Raw genomic sequence first — 16805 nt, forward strand, 5'->3', positions numbered from 1 at the left:
CAAAGAGGTTACAAGACAACCGCGCGTGGCACGCGCGGCCAAAACAAACGGGTATACAAAAATAAAGGATTCCGGCGCGCCCCCCGGAATCCTTTGCTCATACAGCCATACAGTTAGCTGTTGCTATAATGTGCCAGCAGGCGGCAACACAACAACAAAACAGACCGATAACTTGCATGTGATTTTTTAGAAAAAGGCTACGCTTTTTGAGAGATGATTTCCTTGATGTCGCCAATAATCTTATTGGCCAAGTGGTCGGCAGTAGCGTTTGATGCCGATTCGGCGTAGATGCGGATAATGGGCTCTGTGTTTGATTTGCGCAAATGCACCCACTCCTTTTCAAATTCTATTTTCACCCCATCAATCGTATTGATAGGATGCTGGGCGTAGCGCTGCTGCATTTGCACCAGCACCTGATCCGTATCAATGTCCGGCGTCAGCTCAATCTTGTTTTTTGAGATGAAGTAATTAGGGTAGGACGCCCGCAGCCGGGTCATGGTCACATCCGTTTTGGCCAGGTGCGTCAGAAACAGTGCAATGCCAACCAGCGCGTCGCGGCCGTAGTGCAGCTCGGGCAAGATGATGCCCCCGTTGCCTTCACCACCAATCAGCGCGTTGGTTTCTTTCATCTTGTTCACCACGTTCACCTCACCCACGGCAGCTGCGGCATAGGTACCACCGTGCTTCTCCGTTACGTCACGCAGGGCACGGGTACTGCTCAGATTACTTACGGTATTACCACCACCATTTTCTTGGAGCAGATAATCGGCCACGGCTACCAGCGTGTACTCCTCACCAAACATTTCACCGTTTTCGCATACCAGCGCCAGCCGATCCACATCGGGGTCCACCACAATGCCCAAATCGAAGCCACCGTGCGACAGCACTTTCGCAATATCACGCAGGTTTTCGGGTAAAGGCTCCGGATTATGGGCAAAGTCGCCGGTAGGCTCACAAAATAGCTTTTCCACTTTTTCCACCCCCAGCGCTGCCAGCAGTTGTGGCACGGCAATACCACCCGTCGAGTTTACGGCGTCTACTATCACCCGAAAGTTTTTAGCTCGAATTGCCTCCACATCTACCAGCGGCAGGGCCAGCACGGCATCAATGTGCACTTGCAGAAATGTATCATCGGTGCTATAGCTACCCAGTTTGGTAACGGGCGCAAAGTCAAACGCTTCCGCATCAGCCAGGGCCAGCACCTGCTGCCCTTCTGTGTCCGAAATAAACTCCCCCTTAGAGTTTAACAGCTTTAGCGCGTTCCACTGCTTGGGGTTGTGCGAAGCCGTAAGGATAATACCGCCACCTGCTTGTTTAGCGGGCACCGCCATTTCCACAGTAGGTGTCGTACTCAGGCCTAGGTCAATCACATCAATTCCTAGTCCTTGTAAAGTAGCCGTCACCAGCTTGCTCACCATATCGCCTGAAAGGCGGGCGTCACGACCGATTACAATACTATTCTGAGAAGAGTTAGCCAAGACCCAGGTGCCGAAAGCAGCAGCGTATTTAACTACGTCGAGGGGCGTCAGGCCTTCGCTGGGAGCCCCACCAATGGTGCCCCGAATACCTGAAATAGATTTGATAAGTGCCACGAGTACGGGTTTGTTTTTAAAGAGCGCAAAAGTAGAGAATCATGGCTGCTTTCCCTAGGATAGGCAAGTGATGCACTAAACTCTACATAGGAATAAGAGGAGCCTGCCCTAGGGTGAGCATCCGTTGCTCGTATGGCAACGAAGCAGAATGTCTTTGTATATTTGGCTGAATGGATACTACTTCTTCCTCTGCTCGTGCAGCTCAGTTGGCTGCCTTTGGCCGTCTGCTCGACGTGCTTGACCGCTTGCGCGCCGAGTGTCCTTGGGATCGTAAGCAAACAATGCAAACGCTGCGGCACCTCACGATAGAAGAAACCTACGAACTAAGCGACGCGATTTTGCGCAACGATCTACCTGACGTACGCAAGGAACTGGGCGATGTGATGCTCCACTTGGTTTTTTATGCCAAAATAGCTTCGGAAACAGGCCAGTTCGATATTGCTGATGTATTGAATGCTCAGTGCGAAAAGCTTATTTTCCGCCATCCTCATATCTACGGCGATACCAAAGCCGATACAGAAGACGAAGTGAAGCGCAACTGGGAACAGCTGAAGCTTCAGGAGAAAGGCAATACATCGGTACTGGGTGGCGTTCCGGTATCTCTTCCTGCTTTAGTGAAAGCAATGCGTATTCAGGAGAAAGCCCGCGGCGCTGGCTTCGACTGGGAGCATCCTGAGCAGGTTTGGGAAAAGGTGCAGGAAGAATTACAAGAATTTGGTGAAGAATATTCGGCACCTAATATCTCTGACACGTCTCGCCAGGAGCGTGCTACTCAAGAGTTTGGCGACTTATTGTTCTCGCTGGTCAATTTTGCCCGGTTTGCTGGCATAAACCCTGAGGAGGCATTGGAACGTACCAACCGAAAGTTTATCCAGCGCTTCCAGTTTTTGGAAACCGCCGCAGCTCAAGACGGCCATCGGCTAGCTGATTTAACGTTACCTGAGATGGACGTTTATTGGGAGACAGCCAAAAAAGCTCTATCTTTTGCTGCTAATTCTGCAAACCAAGAATAGATTTTTTTAAGCCTGAAGGCTTTTTAGACCGTTTAAACGCATTTTTCTTTTGGCTACCCATTGCTTTTTCATTAGGTTTGCCAAGGCTATGTTGCCCTTACAAGAAGGATAACAGGCACGGTCAATCACTTTGCTTCTCCTTCTCAATTTTTGGGCCAACTACTTGAACGAACGGCACTTTTACTACATTTCTAAACTGTCCCAAACGTTTTACATTTTTCAACCTTTCACCAACCTCCCCTAATTTTCCGGAACAATGGAACAAAAGAATGCCACGAACAAGAACGTGCGGCCTGCCGCTCCCGCTGCCCCTAAGGGTGAATCGAAAGGCGGCTCTGCGTTCGCCGCCATCGTTATCCCGCTGGCTTTTGTAGTTGCTATCGTTATTTACAAATTCGTTTTTGGTAACCCCGCTAACTTCCAAGGCGGTAATAACGAGAACCTACCATTGCCCGGTAACTACATGGGCACGATATACGCCGGCGGTCCTATTGTACCAGTGCTGATCACCCTGCTCATCCTGGTTATTACCTTCTCTATTGAGCGTTTCCTCACCATCAACAAAGCAAAAGGCACTAAGAGCATTGAGAGCTTTGTGCGTTCAATCCGCCAGAAGCTGAATGTGAATGACATTGCAGGTGCTCTTGCAGTATGCGACCAGCAGAAAGGCTCTGTAGCCAACGTAGTGAAGTCTGGCCTGTTGAAATACCAGGAAATGGCTCGCGAGCGTGGCATGGATAAAGACCAGAAAGTTCTGTCGATTCAGAAAGAAATCGAAGAATCTACGGCTTTGGAACTGCCTATGCTGGAGAAAAACCTAGTTATCATCTCGACTATTGCTTCGGTTGCTACCCTGGTAGGTCTGCTCGGTACGGTATTCGGTATGATCCGCGCCTTCGCCGCTCTGGCAAACGCTGGTGCTCCTGACACCGCTGCCCTGTCGACGGGTATCTCGGAAGCCTTGATTAACACGGCTCTGGGTATCGGTACCTCGGCTATTGCCATCATTGCTTACAACTACTTCACCAGCCAAATCGACGTTCTTACCTACAGCATTGATGAAGCTGGCTTCAGCATTATTCAAACGTTTGCTTCGCAGCACGGCGAAACGGAAACTTATCCTGCCTAAGTTGCGGTTTACGCACTAAAGCATAGTTTCTCAACGTTTTGAATTTCGCTAACTAACGCTTTCAGCAATGCCTAAAGTAAAACCTCACAGAACGTCCCCCTCGTTGGATATGACTCCGATGGTGGACTTGGCATTCCTGCTGGTGACTTTCTTCATGCTCACGTCTAAGTTTGCGCCGCAAGAAGACGTAGTAGTAGATACCCCTGCTTCCATCTCCGAAATTCGCTTGCCCGAGAGCCACGTAATGGTTATCTCGATTGACAAAGACAAGCGCGTGTTCTTCGGGCTAGACGATGCAAAAGTGAAAGAGGATCTGCTTACTAGCGTAGGTGCAAAATACAGTGTGGGCTTCACGGCGGAGCAAGCCAAAAAATTCACTGGTCTGGCGAGTTTTGGAGTACCCGTGCAGCAGTTGCCTAGCCTGCTAACTCTCTCTACCGAGGAGCGGCAGAAGGCATCGCAACCCGGTATTCCTATCGACTCGGTGAACAACCAGTTGATTGAGTGGGTTACTGCTGCCCAGCGCGCCGAGTACAAGGCTTTTGGTAAGCCAGCGTACATTGCCATTCGTGGCGACGGTTCTGCTGACGTACCGACCGTGAAGAGAGTCATCAAGATTCTGCAGGATAAGGATATCAACCGTTTCAACCTGATTACCGACTTGGAAGGTAAGCCGGTAGCTGGAAACTAACCGACCTTAGAAACATGGCAGAAATACAACAACAAGCCGACTCCGGCGGAGGTGGGAAGAAGCGGGCCAAAAAGATGTCGACCAAAATCGACATGACCCCGATGGTAGATTTGGCCTTTCTCCTGCTCACCTTCTTCATGCTCACTTCCACGTTCAGCAAACCTACCGTAATGGAGCTGAACATGCCTGTAAAGCCTAAAAACGAACAGGAGCAAACGGAATTGAAGGCATCTGATGCTTTCACTGTACTGCTCGGTGCGGATAACAAGCTTTATTACTACGATGGTCTGCTGGACAATAATGTGAAACCAGACATTAAGTCCTCGGATTATAGCGCAGATGGCATCCGCAAGATCCTGTTTGATCGTAAGCAGCGTAACCCGAACGTGGTAGTGATGATCAAACCAGATGACAACTCCTCCTATAAAAACATGGTGGATATTCTGGATGAGATGAACATTACGGGGCAGAAAAAATATGCTCTGATGGATATTTCGAAAAACGATCAGGACTTAATTAAAGGCTCAGGGTTATGATGGATAACGCACAACTGGCCAAAGCTTCTCTCAATGATATCGTCTTTGAGGGTCGTAACAAGGCCTATGGAGCCTACGTGCTCCGCAGCTTGTATAACAAGCACGTTACCCGGGCTCTGCTGATTGCCGTTGCTTTCTTCGCACTCGTTGTGAGCATTCCAACCATTGCGAATCTGCTAAAGCCTGAAGAGGAGATAGTGGAAGCACCGAAGAATCTGCAGACTGTAGAGTTGATGGCACCGCCACCACTCGATCCGACTACACCGCCACCACCGCCACCGCCACCGCCACCACCGCAGGCTCCCCCACCCCCACCACCAGTGGTTTCGACTATCAAGTTTACTCCTCCTGTTGTGAAACGCGACGAGGAAGTACGTAAGGTAGAAGAGGTGCCAGACGTAGATAAGCTGTCGACGGCGGCTATTTCGACGGAGACGGTTAAAGGTACTACGGATGTGCCCCCACCACCAGACCTAAACGGTATCGAAGGTGGTACTGGCAAAGAGCCAGTAAAAGAGGTAATCGACACTAAGGTATACAACTACGTGGAGCAGATGCCAGAGCCTCCAGGAGGCATGAACGCACTGCTGCAGTACATCGGGAAAAACATCAAGTATCCCGCTATGGCACTGCGAAACCAGGTAGAAGGCAAGGTGTTCGTAAACTTCGTAGTAGGTCCAGATGGCTCTATCTCTGGAGTAAAAATTCAAAAAGGCATTGGTGCCGGTTGCGACGAAGAAGCAATGCGGGTTATCAGCGGCCTACCCAAATGGACCCCGGGTAAACAGAACGGTCGGAACGTAAGCGTATCCTTTACTGTACCTGTAACCTTCGCTATCAAGTAAGCATTAATTGCTTTTTATAGCATCCAAACAACAGAAACCCCGGACCAAGCAATGCTTGGTCCGGGGTTTCTGTTTTACAGCCTCTCCGCAGGCTATTGCACCTTCATTACGCTGCATGGTTGCTAATACAACTGCATTGCGACTAGGCTGTGTAAACATCAATAAAAAGGACATTATGCCTAATCTGACGTCTTAGAAACTTTAAAATCCTTTTCATTACTGTCCACAGGCCCTAGTTCAGCCAAAATAAAAACTCACTATATACCATTTACAAAATAATTACCGTTGGTAAGATGAAAGCAGAGGCGTACTAGCCTATTGGCTGTAGCCTGCTTGGGTAATGCGCATTACGGATATGGTTTCACTGTTTAACCCCTCTGCCCATGAATACCCTACACCTCCCTACCGCCACCTTAGACGATATTGTCTTTGAAGGTCGTAACAAAGCCTACGGAGCTTTTGTCCTTCGTAGGCTCTATCATCAGCACCTCACACGGGCAGCGCTAATTGCCTTCTCGCTGTTTTTATTGCTGGTGAGTGTCCCGCTGCTTGTGAATAAGCTATGGCCAACCGTAAGTGCAGATATACTTCCACCAAGCGCAAGTAAGCCGATTAATGAGCTCATCAATGTAGTCCTACCCCCACCTACTGAGCAACCCGAGGTAGCAGCAGCGCCACCCGCACCAGTTATAGTGACGACTATACGCGAAACAGTACCCACTCGTGTTGTACCCGACGACCAGGTGAAGGTAGAACCTCTAAAAGAAACCTCTCCCACTACGCTTACCGATGGTATACTCGGTGAAGTTGAGCGCCCGGGCGTACTGGGAGGCAGTGCCACCGGTGAGATAAACGCCACCGGAAACGCTACCATTGGGAATAACGATTCGGGCAGAACAGCAGCTGCTCCTCCGGCTCAACCATTTGAATACGCCGAGGTGATGCCAGAATTTGCCGGCGGCCCCGATGCGTTGCGTAAATTCATGCAAAAGAATTTACGCTACCCTACCCAAGCGCTATCCAACAATATTGCCGGTAAGGTCTACGTCTCGTTTGTTGTGAATACCGATGGGTCTATCACAAACGTGGAGATTGCAAAAGGCCTAGGCTATGGCACAGATGAAGAAGCTATGCGGGTGATACGCAAAATGCCAGCCTGGACGCCTGGCCGACAGAATAGCCGTTCTGTGCCCGTGCGCTATACTATGCCGATTACTTTCCGTTACGAGTAATCATATTTTCCTATATACTAGCAATCAGAAACAGCCAACGGAGTTTCCGTTGGCTGTTTTTTGGTATGAGGTGGTACGCTTTCCCTGTACTATCATGTATAATGCGAACAAAACACCTCCTCTTTAACGTTAAAATATAAAATCTTCTTTCCTTAATACTTTCGTACATGCATCGCCCTACCACGGAAGAGCGGCTGGGCCGCTCCACTTCTTCTTCGTCTCTCACCCGATACTTTTTACTATTGATGGCCGTTATCTACTTCGGCCTTGGCATTTACTTAGTAGCGGCACCCAATGGCGCCTTCAATCTACCGTTAGGCCCCCGTCGAATACTGGGTGGAGTATTCATATTTTACGGAATTATTAGATTTGTTCGGATTTATCGTCAGCACTTTCAAAAAACCTATGATCATGATGCGCGCTAGTCGGTGGGTGCTGGGGAGTATAGTGGCTCTTGCTGGTATGACTGCAAGCTGCAATCGGCCTAATGACAAAGGCGAACTGGAAGTAAATGATACCCCTACTTCTGGCAAGCTGACCATTAGCGTAGATGAGACGTTTGAGCCTATTGTAAAAGCTGAAACGGATACATTTCAGGAACTTTACAAGTATGCTAAGGTTACATCCAGCTATAAGCCTGAGCAAGATGTAGTGCAGGATTTGTTGGCTAATCGGTCGCGCGTGGTGGTTTTGTCACGTGAGTTAACTGCTGATGAGCGGGCTACCCTAGGCAAGGACAAGATCATCCCGGAAGAAGTGCGGGTAGGCACGGATGGGCTAGCGATTATTCTGCACCCTTCCAACCCGGACACTCTATTGACGATGGACCAACTGCGGGACATTTTTACAGGTAAAACTACCCGCTGGGACCAGGTCAGTGGTAAAAAGACATTGAATGCTATTAATGTAGTATTTGACGCCAACCGCTCAAGCACTACCCGATTTGTGCAGGACTCTATTACCCGAGGCGCTGCGCTTACTTCAAAGATTTATGCTTCCAAATCGAACCCTGCTCTAATCGACTACGTTGCTAGTCATCCTAACGCCATTGGAGTAATCGGCGCCAATTGGATCAGCGACCGGGACGACAAAACTGTAGAGGCCTTTTTGGATAAAATTCGGGTGGCAGCTATTGCTCCGAAAGTATCAGCTAATCCTGATGACTATCTGCAACCCTACCAAGCCTACCTAGCGCTGAAAACGTATCCTTTACGGCGCAATTTGTACATCATCAGTCGGGATGCCCGCACTGGTCTGGGCAAAGGGCTGGTTGCTTTTGTAGCGGGCTCTAAAGGCCAGCTGATTATTCTGAAATCCGGCCTAGTACCAGCTATTGGGCAAACCCGAATTGTTAATACCGCAGCTCAGTAGTTGCGCATTCTTTCGCTCTTTCACCAAATTTTTGATTTATGACTCTCAAGCCCTGGAAGCTTTCCCTCCTCGCTGCTTTGTCGGTATACGGCTCGTCTGCCGTTGCCCAAAATGTCCAGAGCGCGCAGAAAGCTATTGAACTTGAGCGCTACGGTCAGGCTCGTGCCGATCTGTTGCGCCAGCCACAGTCCGTTGAAGCAAATTACGAGCTTGGTCGTTTGTACCAGTTCCGCGATATGCCGGACTCGGCTGCTTACTATTTCAACAAAGGTGCAAACGACCCCAAGTCGGCACTATCGATGGTAGCAGCTGGCCGGGCCGCTCTAGCGCAAGGCAAAACCGCGGAAGCCGAAGCCCATTTTGATGAGGCTGTTAAGAAAACCAAGAGCAAGGACGCCGATGTTCTGACCAAAATTGCGCAAGCATATGCTGAGTCGGATGAGAAGAATATCACCAAGGCGCTGACGTACGTAGAGGCTGCGCACAAAGCCAACAAGGAAAAAGATTCGCCCGCGCTGATGGTAGCCCGTGGTGACATCTACCTGAAAACGGCTGAAGGTGGTGGTAACGCCTCGGGTAGCTACTCGCGCGCGTTGCTGGCCGACCCGAACAATGTGCAGGCATACTATCGTCAGGGCCAGCTGAACGTGCGTGCTCGTAACTACAACGAGGCGCGTACTGCTTTCGAAAAGGCCATCAGCCTCGACCCGAACTATGCACCGGCCTACCGCGACTTGGCCGAGACATACTATTATGCTGGTCAGTATAAACTGGCGCTAGAGACGTTTCAGAAGTATATCGACCGCGCTGAGCGTACTCCCCAAACCAATGCAACGTATGCGGCTTTCCTATTCCTGACGAAGGAATATCCTAAAACCATTGAGGAAGCCCGGAAAGTACTGGCCGTGGACCCCAACAATGTGGCCATGAACCGCTTGGTCGCTTACTCGCTTTACGAGGATAAGAAAAACGATGAGGCCATAGCAGCTATGCAGAAATACATGTCATTGGTACCAGCCAACAAGCTGATTGCTGACGACTATGTATACCTGGGCAAAATGCAGGCAGCTGCAGGCAAGTATGATGAGGGTATTGCCTCTATCAAGAAGGGTATTGAAATGGACCCACAGAAAGCCGGCGACCTACAGAACGACTTGGCTCAGGCCTATCTGACCAAGAAGGACTACCCCATGGCAGTGGCTACCTATAGAACCAAAATTGCTAATCAGATCAAGGCAAATGGTAGCGCTGAGTTGACGGACCAAATTCGTTTGGCCAACGCATATGAGTACAACAAGCAGTATCAGCAAGCGGATAGCCTGTATGCTGGCGTACTGACTGCCCGTCCTGAGTATGCTGCTGGTTATTTGATGCGTGCCCGTGTAAACTCCAACCTCGACCCCAACTCGACGGAAGGGAAGGCTAAGCCGTACTATGAAAAGTTTTTGGAGATGATGAAGGCTAACCCTGAGGATGCCGCTCGTTACAAAAACGAGGTGCTGACAGCCAACAAATATCTGGGCTACTATTATTTCCAGAAAGGCGATAAAGCAACTTCGCTACCCTACTGGCAGGCTGCCTTAGCTCTTGACCCGAATGATAACCAAGCCAAAACTGCTGTGAACAGCATTTCGGGTACTAAAACTGCTCGTAAGTAGTTCTTAGATTATCAGAATACGTAAAAAGGCCCGCTATCAAGCTTGATAGCGGGCCTTTTTTGTTTGATTGACTACTTTCCTACCCCTCAGCACTAGCATACTCGTCCCAGGCAGCTAATACCGCTGCAAAATCGGCGGGCAGTTCAACCTCAAACTGCATCGGGGCACCAGTGACAGGATGCACGAACCCAAGCGATTTGGCGTGTAATGCCTGGCGAGGCATCAAACTAAAGGCCTTCTCGACAAAGGCCTTGTATGCTCCCGTACGCTGCCCATAGAGCACCTTGTCGCCACCATAGGTGGCATCCGAGAACAATGGGTGACCAATGTGCTTCATGTGCGCTCGAATCTGGTGCGTACGACCTGTTTCGAGGTTGCATTGGAGCAAGGCCACGTGCTGGTAGGTGCGCAGCACTTTATAATGCGTCACGGCGTGCTTGCCTTGCTCTCCCTCGGGGTAGACAGCCTGTACCTTACGATCTTTTAAGCTACGTCCTATATGGCCCGTAATTGTTCCTGCCGGCTCTTTGGGCACACCCCACACCAATGCCAGATAGGTGCGCTCAATCGTATGGTGAAAAAACTGCTGCGACAAGTGCGTCATAGCCCATTCTGACTTGCCAATCACCAGCAAGCCCGATGTATCCTTGTCGATGCGGTGCACCAGGCCCGGTCTGATTTCGCCGTTGCGGCCGGTAGGTAGGTTGTGCAGGTGGTAGGCCAAGCCATTCACCAACGTACCGTTCCAGTTGCCAAACGCCGGGTGCACTACCAAACCAGCTGGTTTATTCACGAGCAGCAACGATTCGTCCTCGTAGCGGATATCCAGCTCCATGGGTTCAGGCACTACCTTAAACTCACGTGGCGGCTCAGGCAGCGTTACCGTCACCACATCCAAGGGCTTTACGCGGTAGTTGGCTTTGGCCGGTTTGTCGTTCACCTGCACTGCTTCCGCCTTGATAGCATTCTGGATGCGAGTGCGCGATGTACTAGGTAGGCGGTTGAGCAGAAACTTATCCAACCGCAGGAGCTCCTGTCCTTTATCGGCTCGGATGCGGTGGTGTTCGTAGAGTTCATCTCCCCCTTCCGCTTCATCATCGGGCGGAATGGGTAGGGCGTCGTCGGGCGAGGGTAGCATACTGTAAAGGTAGGGGCATACAACAGAAAAGCCGGAACCCATGGGTTCCGGCTTTTCTGTTGTCCCGCTAAAGCGGATAGTATTACTTCTTCTTCTTGCTTGGGGTAGCAGGTGCAGCAGCGGACTTAGGCGCAGCGGCAGCAGGGGTAGGAACAGCAGAAGCGGCTGGTGCAGCACCCGGAGCAGGCGGTGTAATACCCATTTTCTTCAATACGATATCCGAGATATTACCGTCTTCGGGGCCATGCAGTAATACAGGGCTGTCACCGTCCGAGTTCAGTACATACGTGTAACCTTGCTCCTTAGCAACATCGTCGATTGCCTTTTGCAGCTTATCGAGAGCGGGCTTCAGCAGAGTCTGCTGACGCTGCTGTAAACTCTGGTCAGCATTACGCTGAAACTCCTGAATAGACTGCTGGATATTTTGCAGCTCCTTTTCTTTATCAGCGCGCACGACATCAGACATAGTGCTAGCACCCTTCTGATACGCTTCGCCCTTAGTCTGGTACTCAGTGTACTTTGTTTTCAACTGTGCTTCGAGCTGACCGCTATACGTTTTCAGCTGAGACTCAATTTGCTTGCTTTCGGGCATTTGAGCCAACACATAGGATACGCTAGTGTAGCCAATCTTGAGGGGAGCCTGGGCCAGCGCGGAAGTAGCCGTAGCAACGGTAAGCACAACGGCAGCCAGGGCGAGGCGAATCTTGTTCATGGTGATCATTAAAGGGGAAAAATCAGTGATGGAGTAGGGCAAAGGTAAGAATTTCAATTTTTTGGCTAAGGCCGGCCACTTGGCCTTGTTCGGGTAGGAGCGGCTTGCGGTGCGCTAGGCTCCGTATCGGGGCTACCGGCGGGTGTTTGTGGGGGCGTTACAGTACGCGTAGCACCGGGCTGTGCCGGTTGATTACGGTCGGAAGAAGCCAAACCTAATTCCTCCAAAACAAATTCCGTGTAGTCGTGCACGGGATTGGTGTAGAGCATGGTCAGGTCGCCAGATTTATCAAAAACAATAGCCAATTGCTTCTTCTTCGCTACTTTTTCTATTGCCTCAAACACTTGATCTTGCACAGGGCGAGTTAGTTCCTGGCGCTTTTTAAACAGTTGACCCTCGTAGCCAAAAATCTTGTTTTGGTAGGCCCGCACATCCTGTTCTTTCTTAGTAATCTCGTCCTGGCGCTTCTTTTTCTGCGCCTCAGTCAAGAGTACTTCTTCGGCGCGGTACGTGCGGTACATCTTATCCAAGTCCTGCTTCTGCGCTTCAATATCCTTCTGCCAGTTCTGCGATAAGGTATTGAGCTCCTGCTGCGCCTGGGCGTAAGCGGGCATCTTGCCCATCACAAACTCGGAATCAACATAGCCAAACTTTTGGGCCAGCGCAGCTGGCGCCAGCAATAGCACCAGCGTCAGTACCAGCAAACTATACCGAAGTGCTTTCATATAAGATGAGGTGATTAGCGAATTTGCTGACCAATGATGAAGTGAAAGCGACCTTTCGGGCCAGTACCAGGATTGGTAAGGGTAGCCGGAACCGTATCGAAACCATAGCCGTAGTCGAAGCCAAGCAAACCGAACGCCGACATAAACACGCGGGCGCCTATACCTGCTGAACGGTACAGCTTATAAGGGTTGTACTGCGAATAAGTATTGAACGCGTTACCAGCCTCCGCAAAGCCCAGAACATAAACCGTAGCGGCCGGGTTCAACGACACTGGATAACGCATTTCCATTACAAACTTATTGTAGGCTATACCACCGTTATCAGCTTGTTGTGCCGTCGGAATGGCCTCTTGGTCGTTCGGGTCAGCGTAGCCCCGCAGACCGATGTATTCGGTACCCACAATGAAGTTGGCGGCCCCACCATAACCCAGGCCCGAACCACCCAGTTTAAAGCGCTCGAATGGCCCCAAGGCGCGGTTGCTGTTGTATGCCCCTAGGAAACCGAAGTGAGCACGCGAGTTGAGAACCAACTTGCCTACTAGTGGCGTGAACCACGAGGCATCGAACATCCACTTATGGTATTCCAACCATTGCGTGGAGTTGGGGTGCGCTCCAGGGAATAAGGAATACGGCGGCGTCAGCGACAACGACAGTGACAGCGAAGAGCCGCGCCGCGTGTACGTCGGATTGTCGATGCTATTGCGGGCTAATGTGGTGTTAAATACAAAGTTATTGGCATCACCTGTCGTCAGCTCCGACACTGCACTGTTCCGAATGTTCAGCGGATAGTTTTGAAACTTATACTGCGTTATCGAAATCGAATTACTGAGCGTAAAGTAATCATCCGGGAAGCGCAGGCGTCGGCCCAAGGCTATCGAAGCGCTGTTCGACTTGATAAATTGCCCGGTGGTAGGGTCAAAGCTGGTGCCGAAACGTGAAATCGTCTTGTTCAAGCTGAACGAGAACGAATTGGGCTTACGACCACCCAGCCACGGTTCCGTGAAAGAGAATGAATACGCCTGGTATTGCAGACCGTTGGCTTGCACGTTGAGTGCTAAGCGTTGACCATCGCCAGCCGGCACGGGCCGCCAGTTGCTAAGCGTACCAGCCTTGCGCAGCGAGAAGTTATTAAATACCAAACCTACTGTACCAATAAAGCCTGCATAGCCACCCCAGCCACCCGACAAGGTGATTTGGTCAGAGGGCTTTTCTGCCACTGTGTAATTGATATCTACAGTACCATCCGCCGGATTGGGTACAGGGTTCATCCCTACCTTCTCTGGGTCAAAATAGCCCAGACCAGACAGCCGTTGCTGCGTACGAATCAGCAATTCACGGTTGAATTTATCGCCCGGCAAGGTTTGAATTTCTCGCCGAATGACGTGGTCACTGGTTTTGGTGTTACCGGCAATGTTGATGTCTTTCACCCGCGCCTGCACACCTTCATTAATACGCATCTCGATATCAATCGAGTCACCCTCAATCTTCGTTTCTACCGGCTCGATGCTGAAAAACAAGTAGCCGTCGTTCATGTAGAGTGAGGTGATATCCTGACCAGTTGGGTTATAGTTTAGGCGTTTGTCCAGCGTTTCTTTGCTGTACGCGCTACCCTCCTTGATGCCCAGCACCGAAGCTAACGTCTTATCATCGTAGAGATAGTTGCCGCTCCAAGTAATGTTGCGGAAGTAGTATTTAGGACCTTCATCTACTGTGATACGTAGCGCCAGCCCATCATCCTTCCGAATCAGTGTATCCGAGACAATAATGGCGTCACGATAGCCCTGAGCGTTGTAGAAATCGAGCAGTTTCTGCTTGTCTTCCTCATACTCTGTCCGCTGAAATTTGCCAGAGGTCAGTAGCTTGTAAGGCTTCTTCTCCTTTGTCTTCTTGAGCTTACCCTTCAGCTTCCGGTCCGAGAAAGCCTCGTTCCCTTCAAAGGCAATATCACGCACTCTTATCTTATCGCCTTTATCCACGTTAATTACCAATACCACGCTGTTCGACAGAGCCGAATCGGGCCGTTGCGTGATATTTACCTTCACATCAAGGTAGCTCTTATTGGTGTAGAACTTCTTAACCTGCGTGCGTGTGTTGTTGAGCAAGGCATCTGTTACTACCTTTCCGCGAATCAGCTTGATCTTATTCTTTAGCTCATCCGCCTGACCTTTACCAATACCCGTAAACTCAAAGCGCGATAAGCGGGGCCGTTCCTTCAGATTAAAATCAAGGAAAATCTTGTTGCCTTCAATCTTCGTGGTCGACACACTCACGTCGCCTAGGATGCCCTGATCCCACAGTTTGCGAATAGCCTTACCAATTTCTTCGCCTGGAATGGCAATTGGGTCACCTATTTTTAAACCTGTCAGTGCAATCAGCGTATTGTTATCCAAGTAACGTGCTCCGCTCACTGTAATACCACCCAGCACGAAGTGTTCTGCTCCATCATTAGGAGGGGCAGTTTGTGCCTGTGCAGGAGTGCCAACCGCAGCACCGCCGAACAACACTAATAGCACAGCTAGCCAGCGAAGCTGGTTGAAAAAAGAAGTCATTCGAAGAAATTACGAAACGGTTAACTGCTCACTGGTTTTCCCAAAACGCCTTTCGCGGCGCTGATATTCGCGGATAGCCTCATAAAAGTGCTCTCTCCGAAAATCCGGCCAAAGCAAATCTGTTATATATAACTCAGTATAAGCTAGTTGCCATAGCAAAAAATTGCTGATGCGTTGCTCTCCACTTGTCCGGATTAGTAGTTCCGGATCCGGCATTGTGGCGGTACTCAGATACCCGGTGATAGTTTGTTCTGTTACCTCTGCAGCACTAAGCTTGCCAGCTGCTACATCGGCACCCAGGCGGCGAGTGGCCTGTACTAAGTCCCACCGACCACTGTAGCTTAACGCCAAGACCAACGTGGTACGTTCGCCCTTTTGCGTTAGCTCGATGGCTTCAGCCAGTTCTTTTTGGCAGCTTCTAGGCAGGCTATCCAGCTGACCGATTGCTTGCAGCCTTACCCCATTTTTCAACAGAGTGGGCGTTTCCTGCCGAATGGTATGTACTAGCAGTTGCATCAGGGCTGTTACCTCATGCGCCGGACGCGCCCAGTTTTCGGTGGAAAACGCATAAAGCGTTAGAAATCGTATGCCTAACTCTGCAGCGGCTTCTACCGTTTCGCGCACAGCTGTAATGGCACTCTGATGCCCAAAGATGCGTAAGCCACCTTTTTTTTTGGCCCAGCGGCCGTTGCCATCCATAATGACGGCAACGTGAGCGGGTAATCTCTGAAGGTCAATTTCGGACCGAGCGGTCATTGTTGTTCTTTGCGTATAGGAGGCTGCAAGTTACGCAAATGGTTGCATACCCTCCCTTTACAATTAGATGCCCGGTCTTATACCCTATTTATTTACTGCCCTTCAGGACAGCGAATCTTGTAGAATGTGTAAGAAAGGCTGATACCATTATAGAAATACCAATCCTGCGTATGCCGGTTGATTAACAAATCGCGCTCAGAGCTGGCATTAAGCTGCGTGTTTTTCGTGCTCAGGTGATCTAGATTATCCGTAAAGGTCTTACGAGCACCAACCTCTGCGCCTAAATTCCACCGCGGTGAAATAGCATATTTTATCCCTACCCCGGCCGGAATAGCAAAGCCCAGCATTGACCCGCTCCTGTCTATTACTGGTGCCAACGACGCATTAGCTGTGCTGACGCGGGTATTGGCATAAAATCCAGCAATACCGGCGAATAAATAAGGGGTGAAGTGAATTTTATCTTTTCGATTATGGTAGTCGAAAAAATTATACTCCACTATGGCAGAAGCTTCCAATAAGCCCCCTTTTAGTCCGGCTTGCCTGTATCCAGGCAAAGGCAGTGGCGCGTCATTGTCGCCTTTTTGGTTGATATCGTCGGCACGCAGCATACCATAAGTAAGGCCTCCTCGCAGCGTAACCGGATTGGTAATGTCTTTTCGGTAAAAAGCGGTTATGGCCGGTCGATTGTTGCGGAATTGATATGATGTAGCAACTTCACCGCGGTAGACGGCGCCACCGACGCCAATACCCAACTCACTAGTATTCTGGGCCGCGGCGGTAGCGGCAAAAAAAACGCTCCCTACCGGTATACCACAGGTAAGGAGCGTTTTGAAGAGGTGCGATTTAAACATTTAGGCG

Annotated in this window: 15 protein-coding genes; 8 read left to right on the plus strand and 7 right to left on the minus strand. The window is 50.2% G+C overall.

Annotated elements, in window-relative coordinates:
• Positions 1–197: 197 nt before the first annotated feature.
• The gene (gene glmM / locus MUN82_RS15600; protein WP_245091926.1) at positions 198–1592 is read right to left on the minus strand and encodes a phosphoglucosamine mutase; all 1395 of its coding nucleotides are present in this window, start codon (positions 1590–1592) and stop codon (positions 198–200) included.
• A 170-nt stretch (positions 1593–1762) separates the two neighbouring features.
• On the opposite strand from glmM, the gene mazG reads away from it, so the two are divergent.
• The 8 genes from mazG (at position 1763) to MUN82_RS15640 (ending at position 10067) form a co-directional block, all read left to right on the plus strand.
• On the plus strand, positions 1763–2605 hold the full coding sequence (mazG, locus tag MUN82_RS15605; protein ID WP_245091928.1) for a nucleoside triphosphate pyrophosphohydrolase: 843 nt from the start codon (positions 1763–1765) through the stop codon (positions 2603–2605).
• Positions 2606–2861: 256 nt separating this feature from the next.
• Positions 2862–3734 (plus strand): MotA/TolQ/ExbB proton channel family protein, encoded by an 873-nt coding sequence (locus MUN82_RS15610; RefSeq protein ID WP_245091930.1) that lies wholly within the window; start codon positions 2862–2864, stop codon positions 3732–3734.
• Positions 3735–3801: 67 nt separating this feature from the next.
• Positions 3802–4425, plus strand: coding sequence for an ExbD/TolR family protein (locus MUN82_RS15615; RefSeq protein ID WP_262922822.1), 624 nt, complete (start codon positions 3802–3804; stop codon positions 4423–4425).
• Positions 4426–4439: 14 nt separating this feature from the next.
• Positions 4440–4961 carry an ExbD/TolR family protein gene (locus MUN82_RS15620; RefSeq protein ID WP_245091934.1) on the plus strand — a complete coding sequence of 174 codons (522 nt, stop codon included), beginning with the start codon at positions 4440–4442 and terminating at the stop codon, positions 4959–4961.
• Positions 4958–5806: an energy transducer TonB gene (locus tag MUN82_RS15625; protein ID WP_245091936.1), complete on the plus strand. Its 849-nt coding sequence runs from the start codon at positions 4958–4960 to the stop codon at positions 5804–5806. Before MUN82_RS15620 ends, MUN82_RS15625 begins: the two co-directional genes overlap by 4 nt.
• Before the next feature lie 383 nt (positions 5807–6189).
• On the plus strand, positions 6190–7038 hold the full coding sequence (locus MUN82_RS15630) for an energy transducer TonB (protein WP_245091938.1): 849 nt from the start codon (positions 6190–6192) through the stop codon (positions 7036–7038).
• A 462-nt stretch (positions 7039–7500) separates the two neighbouring features.
• Positions 7501–8409 (plus strand): PstS family phosphate ABC transporter substrate-binding protein, encoded by a 909-nt coding sequence (locus MUN82_RS15635; protein ID WP_245091940.1) that lies wholly within the window; start codon positions 7501–7503, stop codon positions 8407–8409.
• A gap of 38 nt (positions 8410–8447) precedes the next feature.
• Positions 8448–10067 (plus strand): tetratricopeptide repeat protein, encoded by a 1620-nt coding sequence (locus MUN82_RS15640; RefSeq protein WP_245091942.1) that lies wholly within the window; start codon positions 8448–8450, stop codon positions 10065–10067.
• Between the two features lie 79 nt (positions 10068–10146).
• Here the strand turns inward: MUN82_RS15640 and MUN82_RS15645 are convergent, their stop codons facing one another.
• The 6 genes from MUN82_RS15645 to porG form a co-directional block, all read right to left on the minus strand.
• On the minus strand, positions 10147–11205 hold the full coding sequence (locus MUN82_RS15645) for an RluA family pseudouridine synthase (RefSeq protein ID WP_245091944.1): 1059 nt from the start codon (positions 11203–11205) through the stop codon (positions 10147–10149).
• Between the two features lie 82 nt (positions 11206–11287).
• Positions 11288–11917, minus strand: a complete 630-nt coding sequence (locus tag MUN82_RS15650) for an OmpH/Skp family outer membrane protein (protein WP_245091946.1) — start codon at positions 11915–11917, stop codon at positions 11288–11290.
• 65 nt (positions 11918–11982) lie between these two features.
• The gene (locus MUN82_RS15655; protein WP_245091948.1) at positions 11983–12642 is read right to left on the minus strand and encodes an OmpH/Skp family outer membrane protein; all 660 of its coding nucleotides are present in this window, start codon (positions 12640–12642) and stop codon (positions 11983–11985) included.
• Between the two features lie 14 nt (positions 12643–12656).
• Positions 12657–15191 (minus strand): outer membrane protein assembly factor BamA, encoded by a 2535-nt coding sequence (gene bamA, locus MUN82_RS15660; RefSeq protein WP_245091950.1) that lies wholly within the window; start codon positions 15189–15191, stop codon positions 12657–12659.
• A 9-nt stretch (positions 15192–15200) separates the two neighbouring features.
• Positions 15201–15947 carry an undecaprenyl pyrophosphate synthase gene (uppS, locus tag MUN82_RS15665; RefSeq protein ID WP_245091952.1) on the minus strand — a complete coding sequence of 249 codons (747 nt, stop codon included), beginning with the start codon at positions 15945–15947 and terminating at the stop codon, positions 15201–15203.
• A 92-nt stretch (positions 15948–16039) separates the two neighbouring features.
• A complete protein-coding gene (gene porG, locus MUN82_RS15670) occupies positions 16040–16798 on the minus strand; it encodes a type IX secretion system protein PorG (protein ID WP_245091954.1) in 759 nt (252 codons plus the stop codon).
• Positions 16799–16805: the final 7 nt, after the last annotated feature.

Source organism: Hymenobacter aerilatus, from assembly GCF_022921095.1.
GTDB classification, from domain to species: Bacteria; Bacteroidota; Bacteroidia; order Cytophagales; family Hymenobacteraceae; genus Hymenobacter; species Hymenobacter aerilatus.

Coding starts and splice junctions, on each gene's coding strand:
- mazG (WP_245091928.1), top strand. CDS start 1,763: ATGGATACTACTTCTTCCTCTGCTCGTGCAGCTCAGTTGGCTGCCTTT.
- MUN82_RS15610 (WP_245091930.1), top strand. CDS start 2,862: ATGGAACAAAAGAATGCCACGAACAAGAACGTGCGGCCTGCCGCTCCC.
- MUN82_RS15615 (WP_262922822.1), top strand. CDS start 3,802: ATGCCTAAAGTAAAACCTCACAGAACGTCCCCCTCGTTGGATATGACT.
- MUN82_RS15620 (WP_245091934.1), top strand. CDS start 4,440: ATGGCAGAAATACAACAACAAGCCGACTCCGGCGGAGGTGGGAAGAAG.
- MUN82_RS15625 (WP_245091936.1), top strand. CDS start 4,958: ATGATGGATAACGCACAACTGGCCAAAGCTTCTCTCAATGATATCGTC.
- MUN82_RS15630 (WP_245091938.1), top strand. CDS start 6,190: ATGAATACCCTACACCTCCCTACCGCCACCTTAGACGATATTGTCTTT.
- MUN82_RS15635 (WP_245091940.1), top strand. CDS start 7,501: ATGACTGCAAGCTGCAATCGGCCTAATGACAAAGGCGAACTGGAAGTA.
- MUN82_RS15640 (WP_245091942.1), top strand. CDS start 8,448: ATGACTCTCAAGCCCTGGAAGCTTTCCCTCCTCGCTGCTTTGTCGGTA.
- MUN82_RS15645 (WP_245091944.1), bottom strand. CDS start 11,205: ATGCTACCCTCGCCCGACGACGCCCTACCCATTCCGCCCGATGATGAA.
- MUN82_RS15650 (WP_245091946.1), bottom strand. CDS start 11,917: ATGAACAAGATTCGCCTCGCCCTGGCTGCCGTTGTGCTTACCGTTGCT.
- MUN82_RS15655 (WP_245091948.1), bottom strand. CDS start 12,642: ATGAAAGCACTTCGGTATAGTTTGCTGGTACTGACGCTGGTGCTATTG.
- bamA (WP_245091950.1), bottom strand. CDS start 15,191: ATGACTTCTTTTTTCAACCAGCTTCGCTGGCTAGCTGTGCTATTAGTG.
- uppS (WP_245091952.1), bottom strand. CDS start 15,947: ATGACCGCTCGGTCCGAAATTGACCTTCAGAGATTACCCGCTCACGTT.
- porG (WP_245091954.1), bottom strand. CDS start 16,798: ATGTTTAAATCGCACCTCTTCAAAACGCTCCTTACCTGTGGTATACCG.